Genomic DNA, 17,790 nt, shown 5'->3' on the forward strand with positions numbered 1-17,790 from the left:
AGTGCGATGGCGAGAGACCGTTTCGCACCCGAATTCGATCCCGACTGCGGGGACTTCCCGCTCACCAGTGCCCGCCAGGACATCGTCATCGGCCGCTGGCAGGGCCTGCGTGAACTGCTGCGTGCCACCGGGCCCGACTGGCTCTCGCGGGGCCACCGGGTGCGTACGCTCGCCCAGGCCTGCGCGGGCAGTTCGACGGTGGAGTCGTGGCTCGCGGCCGAGCCGCACAACGGGGACGCGCTCGTGCTGCGGGCGGCCACCGAGACGGCCCGGGCGTTCAACCTGGCCATCGCCGCGGGCCGGGGTGTGCCGATCGACCAGCGGCGCGTCGACGCCGCGGTGATGGCCTGCCTCCAGGCGTCCGAGGCGTTCGTGGACGACCCGACGCCGTGGATCTCCCTCATCTCGGTGGCCAGGCTGTACCCGGCCGGGGTACGGCGGCAGGAACTGGGGCGCTGGTGGGACGAGTTGCACGGGCGGGATCCGTACAGCGTCGAGGGGCACCTCCAGGTGCTGCACTACTACTCGGCCCGCTGGCACGGCTCGAACGGCCTGATGTACGACTTCGCCCGCGACGCGGCCGGCGTGGCGCCGCCGGGTTCCGCGCTGCCGGTGCTGGTGCAGTACGCGCGCGTCGAGGAGTACCGGACCGCGACGGACGCCGCCGAGGACAGGCGCACGTCCGTCGGGCTGGGTCAGCACTGGAAGAACGACGGGGCGATCAGTGACGTACGGCGCACCTGGGAGCGCTGGATCGTGGGCCGCGCCGACCACACCGTGGCCCCCGGCGAGCTGCGGGACCTCAACTACCTGGCCCACGCTGCCTGCCACGCGGGCCTGCCGGAGGTCGCCGTCCCCCTCCTGCGCATGCTGGACCGCCGGGGCACCCGCACACCGTGGTCGTACACCGGCGATCCGGAACAGCAGTTCACCAAGTGGCGCAAGGAGTTCAGGGTGCGGGCCTGAGCCGACGCGTGCGGGCCGGAGGGGCTCAGTGCTCGAATCCCGCGCCCTTCAGAACGGCGGCCGCGGCCCCTCGGCCGACCAGGGCGAGTCCGACGAGGAGGTCGTCGCAGCCGATGCGCCCGGCGCCGGCCTCCTCGGAACGCGCCTCGGCCAGGGCGATCGCCTTGCGCGAGTAGGGGGTCCAGGCGATCCGCTCGGCCGCCTGGGAGGCGCCCATGGCCAGGCGGGCCCCGACGTCCTCGTGGACGGCGCTCGGGGACACGCCCGCGCTCTCCAGCATCCGGGTGGCGCTGTTGGGCTCGGCAGTGAGGCCGAACAGGAGGTGTTCGGTGCCGATGTAGTTGTTGCGGTGCTGGACGGCGGCCCGCTTGACGTGGGTCATGGCGGCCTGGAGTTCTTCGGACATCGTCTCGGGGCCGTAGCGCTTGTGAGGGGCGTGGAAGCGCTGCTGCACGGCCTGCCGGGTGACGCCCAGCGCCGAGCCGATGTCGGCCCAGGAGACGCCGTGCATCCGACAGTGCTCGACGTAGTCCTCGACCAGGTCGTCGGCCAGAGCCTGGAGTTGGCCGGACAGATGCGCGGCACTGGTCAACAGGGCGAGCCAGTCGGGCTGTTCATGCGCGCCGGAGCGGTGGGCCGTCGCGCAGGTGCGGTCCACTTCGGCGATGAGGTCGTCCAGATCAGGTAAGGGCATGAGGCAAGTACGCCTTGACACTTTGGAATTGTCAAGGCGTGCTTGCCTGCTGCGTCGCTGTCCCGTCCGCCGGCCCCGCTGTCCACTTCTCCTCGATCCGGCCGAGTTTCCACACCGCCAGGGCGATGATCCACGTGGCGAAGAACAGGCCCACGATGACGAAGCCCAGGAGGTTGAGGTCGAGGCCGCTGATCCAGGTCCAGAAGGGGCCGTGGAGGTCCAGTTTGTCGGCCAGCAGGCCCAGGAGTTCGACCGTGCCGATGAGGAGGGCCACCGCGACCGACAGGCCGGTGATGGTGAGGTTGTAGTAGACCTTGCGGACCGGCTTGGAGAACGCCCAGCCGTAGGCGAAGTTCATGAAGGAGCCGTCGATCGTGTCGAGGAGGGACATGCCGGCGGCGAAGAGGACGGGCAGGGTGAGGATCGCGTACCAGGGCAGCCCGGAGGCCGCGCCCGATCCGGCCAGGACCAGCAGGGCGATCTCCGTCGCCGTGTCGAAGCCCAGGCCGAAGAGGAGGCCGAGCGGGTACATCTGCCACGGCTTGGTGATCGACTTCATGACACGGCCGAGCAGGCGGTTCATGAAGCCCCGGTTGTTCAGCTGCTCCTCCAGCGCCGCCTCGTCGTAGCGGCCGGAGCGCATTCGCCGGAACACCTTCCAGATGCCGACCAGGACGACCAGGTTGACCGCGGCGATCAGATAGAGGAACGCGCCCGAGACGGTCGTACCGATCAACGCGGTCACGTCGTGCAGGCGGGAGTCGTCGTCGCGCACCGGCCCCGCGAGGGCCTTCACGCCCAGCGAGAGCAGCAGTGCCAGGACGAAGACCACGCTGGAGTGGCCGAGCGAGAACCAGAAGCCCACGGACAGCGGCCGCTGGCCCTCCCCCATCAGCTTGCGGGTGGTGTTGTCGATGGCGGCGATGTGGTCGGCGTCGAAGGCGTGCCGCATCCCGAGCGTGTAGGCGGTCACGCCGATGCCGATGCCGAACGACTTCTCGCCGACGGCGTAGTGGTGCGGGGCGACGATCGCGACGAGCGTGAACCAGCCGATCACGTGCAGCGCCACCACGACCGCGGCCATGCCGCCCGCCCTGACCCACTCCTGCCGCGTCATGGAGCCACGGACGCGGTGCCATGCCGAGCCCCTCGCGGGGGCGGTGGCGGGGAGGAGGGGCGGAGCGGAGTCAGGGGCGGCCGTCATCGGGCGGAGGATCCTTCTTCAGTGGGTACGGCCGCGTTCAGCAGCCTTGTGCCATCCTCCGGTACCTGCAAGTCATGTGCAGTAAAGCCCGTGACAGGTCTTTCCCACGAGTCGGGAAAGCTCCCGGTCAGGGCGTCGCGTTCGGCCTGTCCGGCCGGTTGCGGCGCTGTCCGACCATCTTGTTGATGTCGGGGCCGCCGGTCGCGGAGTCGTCGTCGACCGCGTCGTAGAGCGCCTGGAGCGCGGTGAGGGCGGCCTCACGGCGGTCGAGTCCCTTGCGGAACAACTTCTTCAACGCGCCCCTGGCGTACGGCGATCCGGATCCCTCGGCGTGGAAGCCGATCGTCTCGTGGAGTCCCCCTGCGACGTCGAAGCTGAAGATGCGGCCGCGTTCGCCTTCGGGCGCGGAGGGGCCGTAGCGCCCCGCTGGGCGAGCGCCGGGCACGGGCCGGTGGCGCCGGGCCAGGCACACGGCGACGGCCAGGCCGGCGGCCCTCAGGCGAGTTGCCGGAAGGCGCGTCTCCGGGGGCCCGCGACGGCGATCCGCACAGCCGTCAGGTCGGCCCGTGGCCGCTCACGTTCGGTGCGACGTGGATGTCCATCCCGGCGGCGGGCACGGTGGGCCAGTCGCGGGCGTAGGCGGGTGGCGCGCCCCCGGGCCGGGTGAGGACGGCGACGGGCATACGACGGGTCGCCCCGACGATCCCGGACTCGGTGATGTTGGTGTTGTGGCCGGCCGCCGCCGCCGAGATGCACCCGGCGTAGTACGCGACGGGGACCGACAGGTGACCGGAGAGCAGACAGGGCCGGCGCACTCCGAGGCGGTTCAGTTCGGCCGCGGTGCGGGCCCAGTCGCGGTGGTGGCCCGTGGCGCGTTTCACCGTGCGCTCCAGGACGACGTACTGCACCGCCAGATGGCCCGTCAGCCCGATCGCGAGCAGCACCGCCGCGACGGGACGCCACCGGCCGGCCGGGGTGGTCGCCAGGTGGAACAGCGCGTCGGCGACCGGGATCGCGAGCAGGGCGTAGGCGGGCAGCAGGAAACGCGGGGCGGCGTACCCGATCAGGAAGAGGTAGGGCACGGCTGCCGTCGCGGCGCAGGCCAGCGGGACGAGGGAGACCCGTGTGCGCCGGGCCCGGACCGCGATCACCAGTCCGACGGCGGCCAGCAGCGGGAGCACGGCCCACCACGCCATGACGGCGGGGTCCGGCAGCGGCCCGGTGCAGGGTCGGCACAGGGACCGGCCGCCGAGGCTGCGCAGTTGGTCGTCGACGGCGAACTGCGGGCCCAGCCCGCCCTGGACACGGGAGCCCTCGTGCAGGCGTGCGGCCAGGCCGCCGTAGCTGGTGTACGCCTCGATCACCCACTGCACGCCGCCCGCCACCAGCCCGGCCACGAGGGCGACGGCGGACCGTATGCTGCGGCCGACGGCGGCGACGACGAACAGCGGGAGGGTGACCCACACGGCGTCGGTGGGCCGCATCCACGCCATCAGGCAGACACCCGCCACGACTCCCCACAGGAACCTGGGATTCTCGCGGGCCCGCAGGAAGCATCCGACCGCGCCCAGCCCGCCGACGGCGACCCAGTAGTTGGGCATGGCCTGGGGACCGTAGAACACGGTGATCCACAGGGAGGCGAACAGGGCGCCGCCGACGGCGAGGACGCGGACCGGGAAGAGGCCGCGCCAGGCGCGCAGGGCCAGGAAGAGGCCGAGACCTGACAGCACGGCGAGATAGACGCGCAGGAGTTCCGTCGAGGTCGACCAGCTCGCGACGGGGGCCACCAGCAGGGAGACGCCGCGGGCGCGCGGGGCGCTGAAGAAGGCGGCCGGAGCCTGGGTGCCGACCTGGCTGACGTACACCGTCTCGTCCCAGCCCAGACCCAGGCCGGGGCGGACGAGCACGAGTTGGGCCAGGGTGAAGGCGGCGGCCACCGCCGCGAGCGGCCAGGAGCCCCCGGCCCGCCGGAAGACGTCGGAGGCGACCGACGGTGTGCGTCGGTCGCCCCCGACGAGCAGGGCACTGTCACCGTGGGCCATCGTCCACCCCTCACCCCGTGTACCGCGGGGACTTGGTCCGATCCTGAAAAGGCACGGACAACCTAACCCGAGGCCGGAGGGGGTGCAGGACGGTGTTCGGCCAAGCGGCGCCTGTCCGGATCGCCCGTCCCGGTCAGCGGGCGTGCGGGGCGCGGTGCCGGGGCTGCTCCGGGGCCGGGCGGTCCCCCGGCGCCGGGACGGGGCGGACGACGGGCCCGTCGCCGTTCACGGTGAGCGGGGTGCCGTGGTGGCGGATCGTCAGCGGCGCGCCCGACATCAGGGTGTACGTCGCCTTGTCCGGGCCGATCTCCACGCGCAGGCAGCGGCCGAGGAGCTGGAGGTTGAAGGCGAGGCGGCTGAACCGCTCCGGCAGACGGGGCGCGAAGCGCAGGGAGTCGCCGTCGCGGCGCAGACCGCCGAACCCGGCGACGAGCGCCGTCCAGGTGCCGGCGAGGGAGGCGATGTGGAGCCCGTCGCGGGTGTTGTTCGCCAGGTCGGCGAGGTCCATCAGCGCCGCCTCGGCCGTGTAGGCGTAGGCGAGCGACAGATGTCCCGCGCGGGCGGCGACGACCGCCTGGACGCAGGCCGACAGGGAGGAGTCCCGCACGGTCAGGGGTTCGTAGTAGGCGAAGTTGCGGGCGATCTGCTCCTCGTCGTGGAACTCCTCGAACCAGCCGCTGCACAGGTACATCGCCAGCACCAGGTCCGCCTGCTTGACGACCTGTTTGCGGTAGATGTCGAAGTAGGGGAAGTGCAGCATCAGCGGGTACTGGTCGGCGCGGGTGCTGTCGAAGTCCCAGCGCTGGTAGCGGGTGAAGCCGGCGTTCTGTTCGTGCACGCCCAGTTCGTCGTTGTAGGGGATGTGGACGGCCTCGGCGGCGTCCCGCCAGGCGGCGCTCTCCTCGTCGTCGACGCCGAGCGCGGCGGCCTGTTCCGGGTACCGGCCGCAGACCTCGGCGGCCGCGAGGAGGTTCGCGCGGGCCATGAGGTTGGTGTACGTGTTGTCGTCGGCGACCGCGCTGTACTCGTCGGGCCCGGTGACGCCGTCGATGTGGAAGACGCCGTGGTGGTCGTGGTGGCCCAGCGAGCGCCACAACCGGGCCGTCTCCACGAGGAGTTCGACGCCGGTGTCGCGTTCGAAGTCCCTGTCGCAGGTGGCCTCCGTGTAGCGCACGACGGCGTCCGCGACCGCGGCGTTGACGTGGAAGGCGGCGGTGCCCGCGGGCCAGTACGCCGATCCTTCCGAGCCCTCGATGGTCCGCCACGGGAACGCGGCGCCGTTCAGGCCGAGCTGCGCGGCGCGTTCGCGGGCGGCGGGCAGCGTCTTCTGCCGCCAGCGCAGGGCCTCGGCCACGGCACGGGGCTCGGTGTAGGTGAGCAGGGGCAGGACGAACGTCTCCGTGTCCCAGAAGGCGTGCCCGTCATAACCGGAACCGGTCAGGCCCTTGGCGGGGATGGCCCGTTGCTCCGCGCGGGCGCCCGCCTGGAGCACGTGGAAGAGGGCGAAGCGGACGGCCTGCTGGATCTCCTCGTCGCCGTCGACCTCGACGTCGGCGCGGGCCCAGAAGTCGTCGAGGTAGGAGCGCTGTTCGTCCAGGAGTCCGTCCCAGCCGCTGTGGGCCGCCGCTGCCAGGGCCGCGTCCACCTGGTCGCTCATCGCGGGCCGGGAGCGGGCCCCCGACCAGCCGTGGGCGACCAGCTTCTCCACGCGCAGCCGCTGCCCGGGCTCCAGGACGGAGGTGACGGTCAGCCGGGCGAGGTCCACGGTCTCCTCGCTGCTGGTGGTGGTGCGTTCCGGTCCTTCGATCACGTGGTCGGCGGCCACGGCGACCCGCAGTCCGCTGTGCCGGGTACGGTGCACCAGGCGCAGCCGGGTCCCGACGGCGAAGCCCTCCTCGTGCTCCAGGGGCGACTTCAGGGTCTTGGAGGCGCGCGGGTCGCCGTTCGGACCGGGCAGGCTCTCGTTGGTGACCAGCTCGGACTGGATCACCACCCGGGTACGGCTGTCGACGGGCTCCACCTCGTAGGCCACGGCGGCGACCGCCCGCTGGGTGAGCGAGACGAGCCGGGTCGAGCGCACCTTGATCCGCGAGCCCGACGGCGAGATCCACTCGCAGGACCGCTCCAGGACGCCCCGGCGCAGGTCGAGGTTGCGTTCGTGGGCGACGAGACGGCCGTAGCGCAGGTCGAAGGGCTCGTCGTCGACGAGGAGCCGCACGATCTTGCCGTTGGTGACGTTGATGGCGGTCTGGCCGGACTCCGGATAGCCGTAGCCCGCCTCGGCGTACGGCAGCGGGTGCAGTTCGTGGACGCCGTTGAGGTAGGAGCCGGGCAGGCCGTGGGGTTCGCCCTCGTCGAGGTTGCCGCGCCAGCCGACGTGGCCGTTGGACAGGGCGAACACGGACTCGCTCTGGGCCAGGACGTCGAGGTTGAGGGAGGTCTCGCGGACGGCCCAGGGCTCGACGGTGTAGGAACGCTGGGAGATCACGCGCCTCCTCCCAGCTCGGCGAGGCCCTTCACGACGATGTCCGCGCCGTGCTCGTACAGGGCGTCGGTCTGTCCGACCCGGTCGAGGCCGACGACGTATCCGAAACCGCCCGAGCGGCCCGCGTCCATGCCGGCGAGGGCGTCCTCGAAGACGGCGGACCGGGGCGCGTCCAGGCCCAGGTCGCGGGCGGCGGCGAGGAAGGTGTCGGGGCGCGGCTTGCCGGGCAGCCCGCGCTCGGCCGCGACCACGCCGTCGACGCGTACGTCGAAGAGGTCCTCGGCGTCGATCGCGCGCAGCACGTCACGGCAGTTGGCGCTGGACGAGACGATCGCGGTGCGCAGTCCCTGGGCGCGGGCGGCCCGGATGTAGGCCAGGGTGTCGTCGTAGGCCTCGACGCCGTCCGTGCGGATCTTCTCCAGGACGAGGGCGTTCTTGCGGTTGCCGAGGCCGTGGACCGTCTCCGCGCCCGGGGGGTCGTCCGGTTTCCCGTCCGGCAGTTCGATGCCGCGGGAGGCGAGGAAGGTGCGCACACCGTCGGCCCGCGGCAGACCGTCGACGTACTCGTCGTAGTCGTGGTCGTCGAATGGCCGGAAATGTTCGCCCTCGCGGGCGCGCAGGAACGCGTCGAACATCTCCTTCCAGGCGGCCGCGTGCACGACGGCCGTCCTGGTGACGACCCCGTCGAGGTCGAACAGGCAGGCCTTGATCTCTTCTGGCAGACCGAGCTCCGTCATACAGAACCCGGTTCCCTGTCAGACGCCGCGCCAACAGGCGGATTCAGTCGTGCGGGAAGGAGTGGTGCTCGTGGGCCACCAGCCAGCGGCCGCGCTCCTTGCGCAGGCCGAAGGTGAGCCTGAGCCGGAATCCGGGGTGGGCGGCGATTTCCTCCGGGGTGCCGCAGCGCACCAGGGCGTGCGCGTACGCGACGTCCGTGCCCGCGGTGACGTGCAGGGACTCGATGTCGAAGCGGGCGCCCTGGGCCTGCCACGCGAGGAGGGGCGGCCAGGCCGCACGGTAGGCGGCGAGGCCCCGGATGCCGTGGTGGGGCGACGCCACGTCGAACATCACGATGTCCTGGGCGTGGTCCGCGCTCACACCGGCGAGGTCGCCGCGGTGGACGGCCGCGGCCCATCCGGTGATGAGGGCTCGGATCTGCGCCTCGTCGGAGGCGTCGGAAGCGCCCGAAGTGTGCGGGGCGCCGGACTCGTCGTGGTATTGGGGCACGGCTGGGGCTCCTTTCTCCCCCTTGCGCCCTCCAGGGTGCCTGGCCGACCCGAAGTCTTCGAATGACACACTCGGCGTGTGCCGCTGACCTTCGACGACCTTGTGACCCGCGCGCGTTCCCTCGCCGAGCCGGGGAGGCGGGCCGTCCTCGGCATCGCCGGCTCCCCCGGTGCGGGCAAGACGACCCTGGCCGAGCATCTGGTGCGGGCCCTGAACGGCCCGGGCGAGCCCTGGGTGGCGCACGTCCCCATGGACGGCTTCCACCTCGCCGACGGGGAACTGGACCGGCTCGGGCTGCGCGACCGCAAGGGAGCACCAGAGACCTTCGACGCCGCCGGGTACGCGGCCCTGCTGCGGCGGCTGCGCGAGGAGACGGACGAGGACGTCGTGTACGCGCCCGGCTTCGAACGCGTGCTGGAGCAGCCGCTCGCGGGGGCCATCCCGGTGCCGCCCACGGCCCGGCTCGTCGTGACCGAGGGGAACTACCTGCTGCTCGACACCGGCGCGTGGAGGCGGGTCCGGCCCGCCCTGGACGAGGTGTGGTTCTGCGCCCTCGACGAGGGTGAGCGGGTGCGCCGACTGGTCGCCCGGCACGAGGAGTTCGGCAAGACCCACGCCGAGGCGGTGGCGTGGGTGACGCGCTCGGACCAGCGCAACGCGGAGCTGGTGGCGGCGACCCGGGACCGGGCCGACCTGGTGGTGCCGGTGACGGCGCTGCCGCGCGTGGACACCGGTAGGTGAAGTCGGCCCGGCCCCGGTTCCTCAGCAGGCGGACAGCGTCAGCTCCGGCTCGCCGTGTTCGTCGCCGGCCGGGTCGCCGATCCTTGCCGTGAACGCCTCGGTGCGTACCGTCAGTCCGGCGCCGTCGCGGGTGAAGGTCGCCGAGAAGGTGCCCCCGGGGCCGTAGCGCACGGCGAAGGCGTGCAGGTCGTCCGGCGCGTCCGGGACCGGGTCCGCCTCCAGGGCCGTGGAGCTGACCAGGTGGCGCCAGCCCTCGTCGGGGTTGCCGTAGCCGCGGGGGTCGGCGGCCAGGGCGAAGGCGGCCTGCTCCTGGGTCGTGGCCGAGCGGGCGTCGAAGTGGTCGACGCCCTCGGCCTCGGGGTGGGTCAGCCGCAGGGCGCCCACGGAGGCCACCTCGCCCTGGGCGGTCCGGCGCACCTTGTCGCCGTCGTCCTCGGCGTACGGCAGTCCGGCCAGCAGGTAGGGCGTGCCGGGCAGGCGTTCCACGGCGACCGCCGTCCACAGGCTGGTGCCGTCGGTGACGTACAGGGACTGGATGTGGCGCAGGACGTGGTCGCGGCCGACGACCGGCTTGGTGACCAGCTTGGCCACGAGGCCGTCGGCGCGCAGGTCACGGACCCGGACCTCGCCCATGGGGCGGCACATCAGGAAGCCGTCGGCGACCGGACCGAAGCCGTGCTGGCGGTTGACGGCCGCGGGCAGGTAGTAGGTGCCGGCGGCCTCCACGACCGCGGGTGTCATGTGGGAGTCGAAGGCCACCGAGACACCGCCGCCCCGCAGTTGGTGGCGGGAGGTCGCCGTGGACGGCTCGCGGTGCCAGCGCGTGGTGTCCTGGATCTGCCAGACCAGCATCCACGCGAAGTGGCCGTCCACTCCCCCGTCCGCCTTGACCGCGTACCGGCCCCAGCGGGAGTCGCCCCGGTAGCGGCCGAGGTCGGCGCCGATGCGGGCGCCGAAGTAGCGCAGGCCCAGGACCGATTCGAAGGCGGAGTGCTGCTCGCTGTAGCGCGGGCCGCCGTTGTCGAAGCCGCCGTTGGTCAGCCGGGCGTCGATGTAGCGGGCCAGGGTGTCGCCGTCCTCGGCGAAGACCTCCTCGCCGCTGACCCGGTGGGCCTGGGCGAGGAAGGACAGGGAGATCGGGCCGTAGTTGTTGTCGTAGGCACCGCCGTGCTCGGGCGGCAGGGCCGCGCCGCGGTCCGTGACCCGGTGGGCGCGGATCTCCTCGCTGTAGAGCCGCAGCGCCCGCGCGCGGACCGACTTCGCCTCCGCACCCTGCAGATGGGCCGCCAGCATCAGGCCGCCGACCACGCAGCCGATCGCCTGGTTGCCGGCCTCCTGGGGGTTGAAGAAGGTGGCCTCGGTGAGCCAGCGCCAGTATCCGCGCGCCACGTCGAGGAGTTCGGCCCGCTGGTCGTCGTCGACGAGTCCCTCCGCCGCGTCCAGCACGTTGACCGCCTGGAGCAGCGCCCACACCGTACTCGGCCAGTCGCCGACGGGGTGGGCGCCCGCCGCCAGGGTGTAACGGGCGTACGGCAGCCCGGAGTTGCGCACCTTCAGGTTCGGGTAGCCCGGGTTGTCGTCGGTGTACACCCGCTCGCGCAGATGGAAGCCGAGACTGCGGCCGACCGCCTCCGGCAGCCTCGGGTCCTTGCCGCGCTGCCAGGCGAACGCGAGCAGGGAGGTGATGCCCAGCGAGGTGTCGCCGATGTCGTCGACGCAGTCGGGGTGTTCGAGGTTGCCCTCGGGCGTCAGCCGGGACAGGGCCTGCTCGGTGACGTCGGCGAGGACCTCGTCGTAGGCCTCCGGGGTGTCCGGCAGGTCGTGCAGCGGGCCGAACTGACGAGGGAGGTGCACGGGAATCAGTCCTTCATGCCTGGGACGGTCGTGGCGCGCAGGGTGAGGGTCAGTGTCTGCGGTCCGTGCCCACCGAGGTAGACGCGGTTTCCGGTGGTCGCGTCGGTGCCGCCGACCACCGTGTAGTCCTGGCCCGGGTCATAGCGCAGTACGTCGGTCCGGTCCGGCCCGACGAGCGGCTCGCCCGTCTCGACGGCGGCCTCGACCCGGATCTCGTCGTCGCCGACGCGGTAGGTCGACGGCTCGGTGGTCAGGCACCAGCTTCCGTCGCCGAGCGGTACGGCGCCCTGCGGCTCGCCGCCCGGCCGGAAGGTCAGTTCGAGGGCCCAGGGCACCGGTGGGCCGCTGATGTCGATCCGCAGGTCGGCCCCGTCGTCCCGCAGGTCGACCTCGACCCGGGTCGTGTGGGAGACCTCGTCCTGAGGGCGGTCGGGGAAGGCCATCGCCGCGGAGAAGCGGCCTTCGTCCACCAGGCGGTAGGCGCCGTCGTCGCGCCTGCGGTCCTTCGGGAGCGGCTGGTAGTAGGCATTGGTGAGGGTCTGGGTGAGCCGGTACCGGTTGTCGGCGAGCTGCTCCATGGCGGCGGCACGGAACGGGCCCAGGTCGAAGAAAGCCCGCGAGAGGCGGACCGCGTCGAGGACGGCGGCACCGGCGAACATGCGCAGGAAGGTGGGGTTGCAGGCGAGGCCCGAACGGATGCGCCGGTGCTCGGGCACGTCGGAGCCGCCGTACACCACGGTGTGCGCGGTGGCCGAGACGTGTGCGGCCAGGCGTGCGGTGGACAGGAACCGGTCGCGCGGGAGCTTCTCCGCGTCCGGGGCCGGCAGCGCGCGGCACAGATCCGGGGTGAGGAGGGTCTGGGCGAGCAGGTCGGGGTCGTCGATGCCGTCGGCGGCCGCCAGGCGGGCCGCGCGGGCGAAGTCGCCCCGGCCGGTACGGATCGCGAGCAGCCGGTAGTGCGGCAGGTACGGCCACAGCGCGAACGACACATTCTGGTCCTGCCGTCGCGAGTGGACGGTCTCCACCGTGCCGTCCGGCCTGATCAGGTCCAGGGTCGTGGTGAGGTTGCGTTCGACGGCGTCCAGGAGGTCGGTACGCCCGAGGACCTCGGCCAGCAACAGCAGCGCCGGGTTGGTCACGATGGACGCGTAGACGGCGCTGCGTTCCGAGTACAGGCCGTCCGTGTCGATGTCGACGCCCTCGGCGAGCCACTCCTCGGCGCGGGCGAGGAGCCGGTCGTCGGGGAAGGACCGGTGCAGCCGGGCGAGGGCCGCACTCAGCTCCCAGCGGTGGTTCGGGGTGTGCACGCCACCGGTCAGGAGAGGGACGGTGGCAGCGCCGGCGATCTCGGCGAGCGCGGCCGTCACCTCGGCCAGTCCCGGTCCCGCGTCGGCGGCGAGGACGTACGCGTCGCACACGTCGTTGACGGTGAACGCGGAGTCGGGCGGTGACTGGACGTTGTCGCCGCCCGCGAAGAGACCGGAGGGCGTCTGCACGGCCCGCAGGGCGCGGAGGTGGGTCATCGCGGCGGCGACCGCCCGTCCGCTGCCGTGCAGTGCCGAGTCCGGGGAACGGTACGCCGCGATCAGGGTCTTCACCCGCCGCGCCAGACCCCGGTGCGGAACGCCGACGGGTTCCATGTCCGGGTCGGCCGCCAGGGGTGCGGCCGACCGGTCGGCGGCGCGGGCCGCCGACCGGACGAACTCGTGGTCGAGCGGGTGGGGCAAGGTCAGTCCTTCAGTCCGGCGTTGATGTCGGCGTTCATGACGTACCGCTGGAACACCAGGAAGACGAGGATCAGCGGGATCATGGAGATGACCGATCCGCCGAGCAGCACCGACCAGTTGATGTTCTGCGCGCCGACGAGGCTCTGGATGCCGATCTGCACGGTGAACTTGTCGGGGTCGTTGAGCATCAGCAGCGGCCAGATGTAGTCGTTCCACCGCCACTGGAACGACAGGATGGCGAGCGTCAGCATGATGGGCCGGGAGATCGGCACCATGATCCGCAGGAAGATCGACAGTTCGCGGGCGCCGTCGATGCGGGCGGCCTCGATGAGCTCGTCGGGGACCGTCAGGAAGAACTGGCGGAACATGAAGCATCCGGTGGCGGTGAGCACGGCCGGGAGGATGATGCCGCCGAAGGAGTTGTAGAGGCCGAGGTCACGGACGACCAGGAACTCCGGGGCGAGCATGACCTCGGACGGCAGCATCGTGGTGGCCAGGATGCACAGGAAGAACGCCTTGAGCCACTTGTTGTCGTACTTGGCCAGCGCGTACCCGGTGCAGCAGCTCGCTCCCACGGTGAGGACCGTGGTGATCACGCACACGATGGTCGTGTTGATGAAGTACTGGGAGAAGTTGGCACTGTCCCAGGCCGCCTTGTACCCCGACAGGGTGGGGTTGTGCGGAAGCACCGTCAGCGGAAGGGAGAACAGGTCCCCGGCGGGCTTGAAGGAGCTGAGGACGAACCACAGCACCGGCAGACCGTAGAGGGCCGCCAGGATCCACAGCAGTGTCGTCGCGGACACCGCCGACCGAAGCCCACCGTTGCTCGCTCTGCGGGGCCGCTTCTTGGAGACGGCCCGTCCGGGACCGGCGTCGACCGGGCGGGGAAGGTCTGTGGTGGTCATCGGTTCTCCATCCGCCGGTTGACGATCAACTGGATGATCGCGACGGCCATCAGGATGAGCATGAGCACGAACGACGCGGCGCTCGCGTAGCCGATCTGGCCCGTTTTGAAGCCGGTCTGGTAGATGTACTGCACCAGCAGGTTGTTCGAGGTGCCCGGTCCGCCGTTGTTGAGGGCGAGGAAGAGCGGGTATTCCTTCATCGCGTTGATCGTGTTGAGCAGGATCACGATGAAGGAGGTCGGCGCGATGCTCGGCAGGGTGATGCTCATGAACTGGCGCCAGGGGCCCGCGCCGTCGAGCGAGGCGGCCTCGTAGTACGACACCGGCACGTTCTTGATCGCGGCGATGAACAGCAGCATCGAGAAGGCCGTTCCCCACCAGGCGCCCGCCATGACCACGACGCCCAGCGACAGGTCCGCGTTCGACTGCCAGGCGATGGCGTTCCCGCCGAACTTCTCGATGACGTAGTTGATCAGTCCGAAGTTCTCACCGAACAGCCACCGCCACAGGACACCGACGACGATGGGCGAGATGAGCCACGGCACGAAGAAGACGACCCGGGCGATCGACGCGCCCTTGGCCTGCTTGCTCACCACCAGGTTGGCGACGAGCAGCGACAGCACGAAGTTCAGCGGAACGACGAGCACGGTGTACAGCAGCGTGCGGGACAGCGCGTCGTAGAACGTGGAGTCCCCGAACAGGTTGCTGTAGTTGTCCAGTCCGACGAACTGGAACGCCCCCACACCCGTGTAGTTCGTGAAGGAGTAGACGAGCCCGATCACCGCCGGCCAGACGAAGAACAGCGAGAAGAGCACGACGTTGGCCGCGATGAGGACGAGCGGCGCAAGGGTGTACTTACTGCGTCTCCTGGGCGGGCTCACGGACACGTCCGAGGCGCGTTTTGTCATCTTCCTGACTCCGTGCTGGTGGAATGGATTCCTGCGGGCTCACGCCATGAGCCCGGCCTCACGCGGGCGCCGGGGCCGGGCGGTGGGATCGCGACCCCGGCCGCCCGGCCCTGCGGCCCGCGATCAGCCGCCGACCTGCTGGTTGTAGCCGTCCACGATGTTCTGCAGGGCCTTGTCGGCCGACTGCTGGCCGTTGATCGCCTTGCCGAGCTCCGTCTTGGTCGGGTCCTCGGTGAGGCTCTTGCCCTTCAGCACCCAGTTGGTCTGCGCGGTGTTGAAGTAGCCGGAGATCGGGGCGTAGAGCGGGATCGACTCGTTGTACAGCTTGAACGCCGCCTGTGCCGCCTCGGACTTGAAGGGGTACTTCGGGTTCAGACCGCTCTCGACCGGCAGGAAGCCGGACGCCTCGCACAGCGCCTGGTAGTGGGCCGGCTCGTACAGCCAGGACAGGAACTTCGTCGCGGCCTTGGCCGCGTCGCCGTTGTTGTTGAAGCCCACCGTCAGACCGCCGCTGTTGACGTCGCTGGCCTGCACCGGCTGGGCGGGGGTCGGGACGCTCGCCCACTCGAACTTCTTGATGCTGTCCGCGAAGGCGGGCACCTGCCACACACCGGACCAGTAGGCGACGACGTCACCGCTCTGGAACATGGCGGACGGGTCGGCGCCGGACGTCCACACCGACTTCGGCATGGTCTTGTCGTCGTTCCAGCCGACGAAGGTGTTCACGGCCTTCTTGGTCGCCGCGTCCGCCGAGAACTTGCCGGCGGAGTCCGCGTGGACGTACTTGCCGCCCATCTCGTACACCATGGCGCGCAGCCGGGACGGCGACTGGTCGAAGGTCAGGGAGTACTTGGCGCCGGTCTTGTCGCGGACCTTGTTGGCCGCGGCGATGAAGTCGGTCCAGGTCCAGGTCTTCGACGGCGAGGTCGGGAAGGAGACGCCGGCCTTCTCGAACAGCGACTTGTTGATGAACATGCCGGACGCGGTGACGTCCGAGGGGATGGCCAGCACCTTCCCGGACGAGTCCTTGGCGACGAAGTTGCCGTTGATCTTGTTGGTCTTGTTGTCGGCGATGGACTTGAGGTCGATCAGCTTGCTCGACCAGATCGGGTCCAGCGCCGGCACGGTCGCCACGTCGGGCAGGGAGTTGGCCTGCGCGGCGTTGTGCAGCTTCGTGGTGTAGCCGTCGTAGGGGATGTTGACGAGCTTGACGTTGACGCCGGTTTCCTTCTTGTACTGCGCCACCATCTTCTTCCAGCCCGCGTCCTGCCCCGGAACCGTGGAGATCCAGAACGTCAGGGACTTGGAGGTCCCGCCGGAGTCGCCACCGCCCCCGCAGGCGGTGAGCAGCAGGGCACCCGCCGAGGCGGCGGCAGCGAGGGAAACCAGGCGGCGCATGCCGCCGCGGCCGAGACGGCTAGAGCGCCGCACACCCACAGTGGTCATCTTCGATCCCTTTTTTTCGTCGTAGGGGACGGAGCACGGCGCCGACCGAGGCGGCACTGGTGCAGTTTGCAGGAGGTTTGCTTTCCGAGGGCGCGGCCTCGCCCGGCCGCGTCATCCTGACAGGTGAGGGTCCCCGGCCGCTGTGGCCGTCACCGCACGGGCTCGCCCTCGTGCGGTTGCCGTACGTCGAGTACGGGCGGGACGCTCGCCCAAGCCGGCGTCCCGGCCGACTTAGAAAGCGCTTGTCCGGACATTGGCAGACCGAGTCCGAAACCGTCAATCCTTCGTCCGCGCCGCCTGGGTCACGGTTTGGACTCCTCGGGCGACCGCGAGCCGTGCGGCGCCCACGACGGTGCCGAGATCACCGACCTGGCTGCTGACCACCTCGGTGGGCCAGCTCAGCCGCTCCAGCTCGGCCCGCACACCGGGCAGGAGCTGCGGATACGCACCGGTGCTGCCGCCCAGCACGAGCAGTCCCGGGTCCAGTACGGCGGTCACGGCGGCGGCCAGCCGGCCCACGTCCACGGCGTGTCTGGCGACGATCGCGCGGGCGGCGGCACTGCCCTCCGCGGCCCGGGCGAAGAGCTGCTCGGCGGTGCGGGGGCAGCTGCCGTCGGTGTCCGGCCAGGCCTCGGCGGCCCGGCGCAGCAGGGAGCGGGACCCGATGTACTCCTCCAGGGCCTCGTGCCGGGGCTCCAGGCCGTCGTCCCAGGGGTAGGGCAGCCTGGCGAGCTCTCCGGCGGCGCCGTTGGCCCCGGCCAGCACGTGTCCCCCGACGACGATGCCGAGACCGATACCGACGCCGATCCGCAGGTAGCCGAAGGTGTGCCGGCCGCGCGCCGCGCCCTCGTGCAGTTCGGCGAGGGCGGCGCAGTTGACGTTGTTCTCCAGGTGGACGGGGACCCCGGCGGGCAGGGCGACGGTCATGGCGTCGAAGACGGGTCCGGCCTTGGCGGTGGCGGGGCGCATCCGCTGCGGCGCGGTGACGTCACCGACGGCCACGACGATGGTGCGCAGCGGGGCGTCGGGGGGCAGCGCCGAGAGGGCGTCGCGGACCACGTCGGCGGCCTCGTCCCGGGGGCCGGTGGCCTCGGCGAGCAGCGTGCCGTCCAGGGCGCAGCCGCGGACCCGGGTGAGGGCCGGGCCGAGGTCGACGGCGAGCACGGCGCCCGCGGCGGGGCCGAGGCGGTACACGGCGGCGCTGCGGCCCGTACCGCCGGAGGAGGTGCCGGAGTGGGCCGCGAGGTGGACGCCCTCCAGTTCGGCGACGGCCGAGGAGACCGTCGGCTTGGACAGGCGCGCCAGGCTCGCGAGCTGCGGCCGGGTCGCCGTGCCCGCCTGGGCGAGCACGGCGAATACGGCGCTTGCGCTCTCGGTCAGACGGGGGGCTCTCGCCACGTCGTGTTCCACACTTCCCCCAGGTCACAGGCCGGTCTCCCGGGCCGAGCGGCTCGGCGGGAGGCGGCGACGGGTTGCTTCGGCGTCCTGCGTTCCCGCCCGGGACGGGGGGTCCGGGAAGCCGGGCGCGTGACGCCTATTGACACGCACTGTACTTCGTTAGTTAACTTCCTAACGAACGTCACGGTACTCG

Annotated in this window: 14 protein-coding genes and 1 pseudogene; 2 read left to right on the top strand and 13 right to left on the bottom strand. The window is 71.3% G+C overall.

What is annotated here, in order from left to right:
- The first annotated feature begins 6 nt into the window (after window positions 1-6).
- Window positions 7-966 carry a hypothetical protein gene (locus tag ABZ098_RS28360; protein WP_356595822.1) on the top strand — a complete coding sequence of 320 codons (960 nt, stop codon included), beginning with the start codon at window positions 7-9 and terminating at the stop codon, window positions 964-966.
- 25 nt (window positions 967-991) lie between these two features.
- On the opposite strand, the gene ABZ098_RS28365 is transcribed toward ABZ098_RS28360, so the two are convergent.
- From ABZ098_RS28365 to ABZ098_RS28395, 7 genes and pseudogenes are all read right to left on the bottom strand, one after another.
- On the bottom strand, window positions 992-1,660 hold the full coding sequence (locus tag ABZ098_RS28365) for a Clp protease N-terminal domain-containing protein (RefSeq protein ID WP_356595824.1): 669 nt from the start codon (window positions 1,658-1,660) through the stop codon (window positions 992-994).
- 31 nt (window positions 1,661-1,691) lie between these two features.
- Window positions 1,692-2,864, bottom strand: coding sequence for a HoxN/HupN/NixA family nickel/cobalt transporter (locus ABZ098_RS28370; protein ID WP_356595826.1), 1,173 nt, complete (start codon window positions 2,862-2,864; stop codon window positions 1,692-1,694).
- A gap of 127 nt (window positions 2,865-2,991) precedes the next feature.
- Window positions 2,992-3,273 (bottom strand): annotated as a pseudogene (locus tag ABZ098_RS28375) (proteasome subunit beta); the annotation flags it as partial.
- A 145-nt stretch (window positions 3,274-3,418) separates the two neighbouring features.
- Window positions 3,419-4,906 carry a hypothetical protein gene (locus ABZ098_RS28380; protein WP_356595828.1) on the bottom strand — a complete coding sequence of 496 codons (1,488 nt, stop codon included), beginning with the start codon at window positions 4,904-4,906 and terminating at the stop codon, window positions 3,419-3,421.
- A gap of 133 nt (window positions 4,907-5,039) precedes the next feature.
- Window positions 5,040-7,394, bottom strand: coding sequence for a glycosyl hydrolase family 65 protein (locus tag ABZ098_RS28385; RefSeq protein ID WP_356595830.1), 2,355 nt, complete (start codon window positions 7,392-7,394; stop codon window positions 5,040-5,042).
- A complete protein-coding gene (locus ABZ098_RS28390; protein ID WP_356595832.1) occupies window positions 7,391-8,128 on the bottom strand; it encodes a beta-phosphoglucomutase family hydrolase in 738 nt (245 codons plus the stop codon). Before ABZ098_RS28390 ends, ABZ098_RS28385 begins: the two co-directional genes overlap by 4 nt.
- Before the next feature lie 43 nt (window positions 8,129-8,171).
- Entirely contained in the window at window positions 8,172-8,618 is a 447-nt protein-coding gene (locus ABZ098_RS28395) for a nuclear transport factor 2 family protein (RefSeq protein WP_356595834.1), read from the bottom strand.
- A gap of 78 nt (window positions 8,619-8,696) precedes the next feature.
- On the opposite strand from ABZ098_RS28395, the gene ABZ098_RS28400 reads away from it, so the two are divergent.
- The gene (locus ABZ098_RS28400) at window positions 8,697-9,359 is read left to right on the top strand and encodes a nucleoside/nucleotide kinase family protein (protein ID WP_356595835.1); all 663 of its coding nucleotides are present in this window, start codon (window positions 8,697-8,699) and stop codon (window positions 9,357-9,359) included.
- Between the two features lie 21 nt (window positions 9,360-9,380).
- Here the strand turns inward: ABZ098_RS28400 and ABZ098_RS28405 are convergent, their stop codons facing one another.
- From ABZ098_RS28405 to ABZ098_RS28430, 6 genes are all read right to left on the bottom strand, one after another.
- Window positions 9,381-11,213, bottom strand: coding sequence for a hypothetical protein (locus tag ABZ098_RS28405; RefSeq protein ID WP_356595837.1), 1,833 nt, complete (start codon window positions 11,211-11,213; stop codon window positions 9,381-9,383).
- A 5-nt stretch (window positions 11,214-11,218) separates the two neighbouring features.
- Window positions 11,219-12,940 (bottom strand): hypothetical protein, encoded by a 1,722-nt coding sequence (locus ABZ098_RS28410; protein WP_356595839.1) that lies wholly within the window; start codon window positions 12,938-12,940, stop codon window positions 11,219-11,221.
- 2 nt (window positions 12,941-12,942) lie between these two features.
- Window positions 12,943-13,845, bottom strand: coding sequence for a carbohydrate ABC transporter permease (locus ABZ098_RS28415; RefSeq protein ID WP_356595841.1), 903 nt, complete (start codon window positions 13,843-13,845; stop codon window positions 12,943-12,945).
- A complete protein-coding gene (locus tag ABZ098_RS28420) occupies window positions 13,842-14,753 on the bottom strand; it encodes a sugar ABC transporter permease (protein ID WP_356595843.1) in 912 nt (303 codons plus the stop codon). Before ABZ098_RS28420 ends, ABZ098_RS28415 begins: the two co-directional genes overlap by 4 nt.
- Before the next feature lie 123 nt (window positions 14,754-14,876).
- Window positions 14,877-16,199 (bottom strand): sugar ABC transporter substrate-binding protein, encoded by a 1,323-nt coding sequence (locus ABZ098_RS28425; RefSeq protein ID WP_356595845.1) that lies wholly within the window; start codon window positions 16,197-16,199, stop codon window positions 14,877-14,879.
- Window positions 16,200-16,475: 276 nt separating this feature from the next.
- Window positions 16,476-17,597, bottom strand: a complete 1,122-nt coding sequence (locus tag ABZ098_RS28430) for an ROK family protein (RefSeq protein WP_356595846.1) — start codon at window positions 17,595-17,597, stop codon at window positions 16,476-16,478.
- Window positions 17,598-17,790: the final 193 nt, after the last annotated feature.

It is taken from the genome of Streptomyces sp. NPDC006335, assembly GCF_040612795.1.
GTDB lineage: Bacteria > Actinomycetota > Actinomycetes > Streptomycetales > Streptomycetaceae > Streptomyces.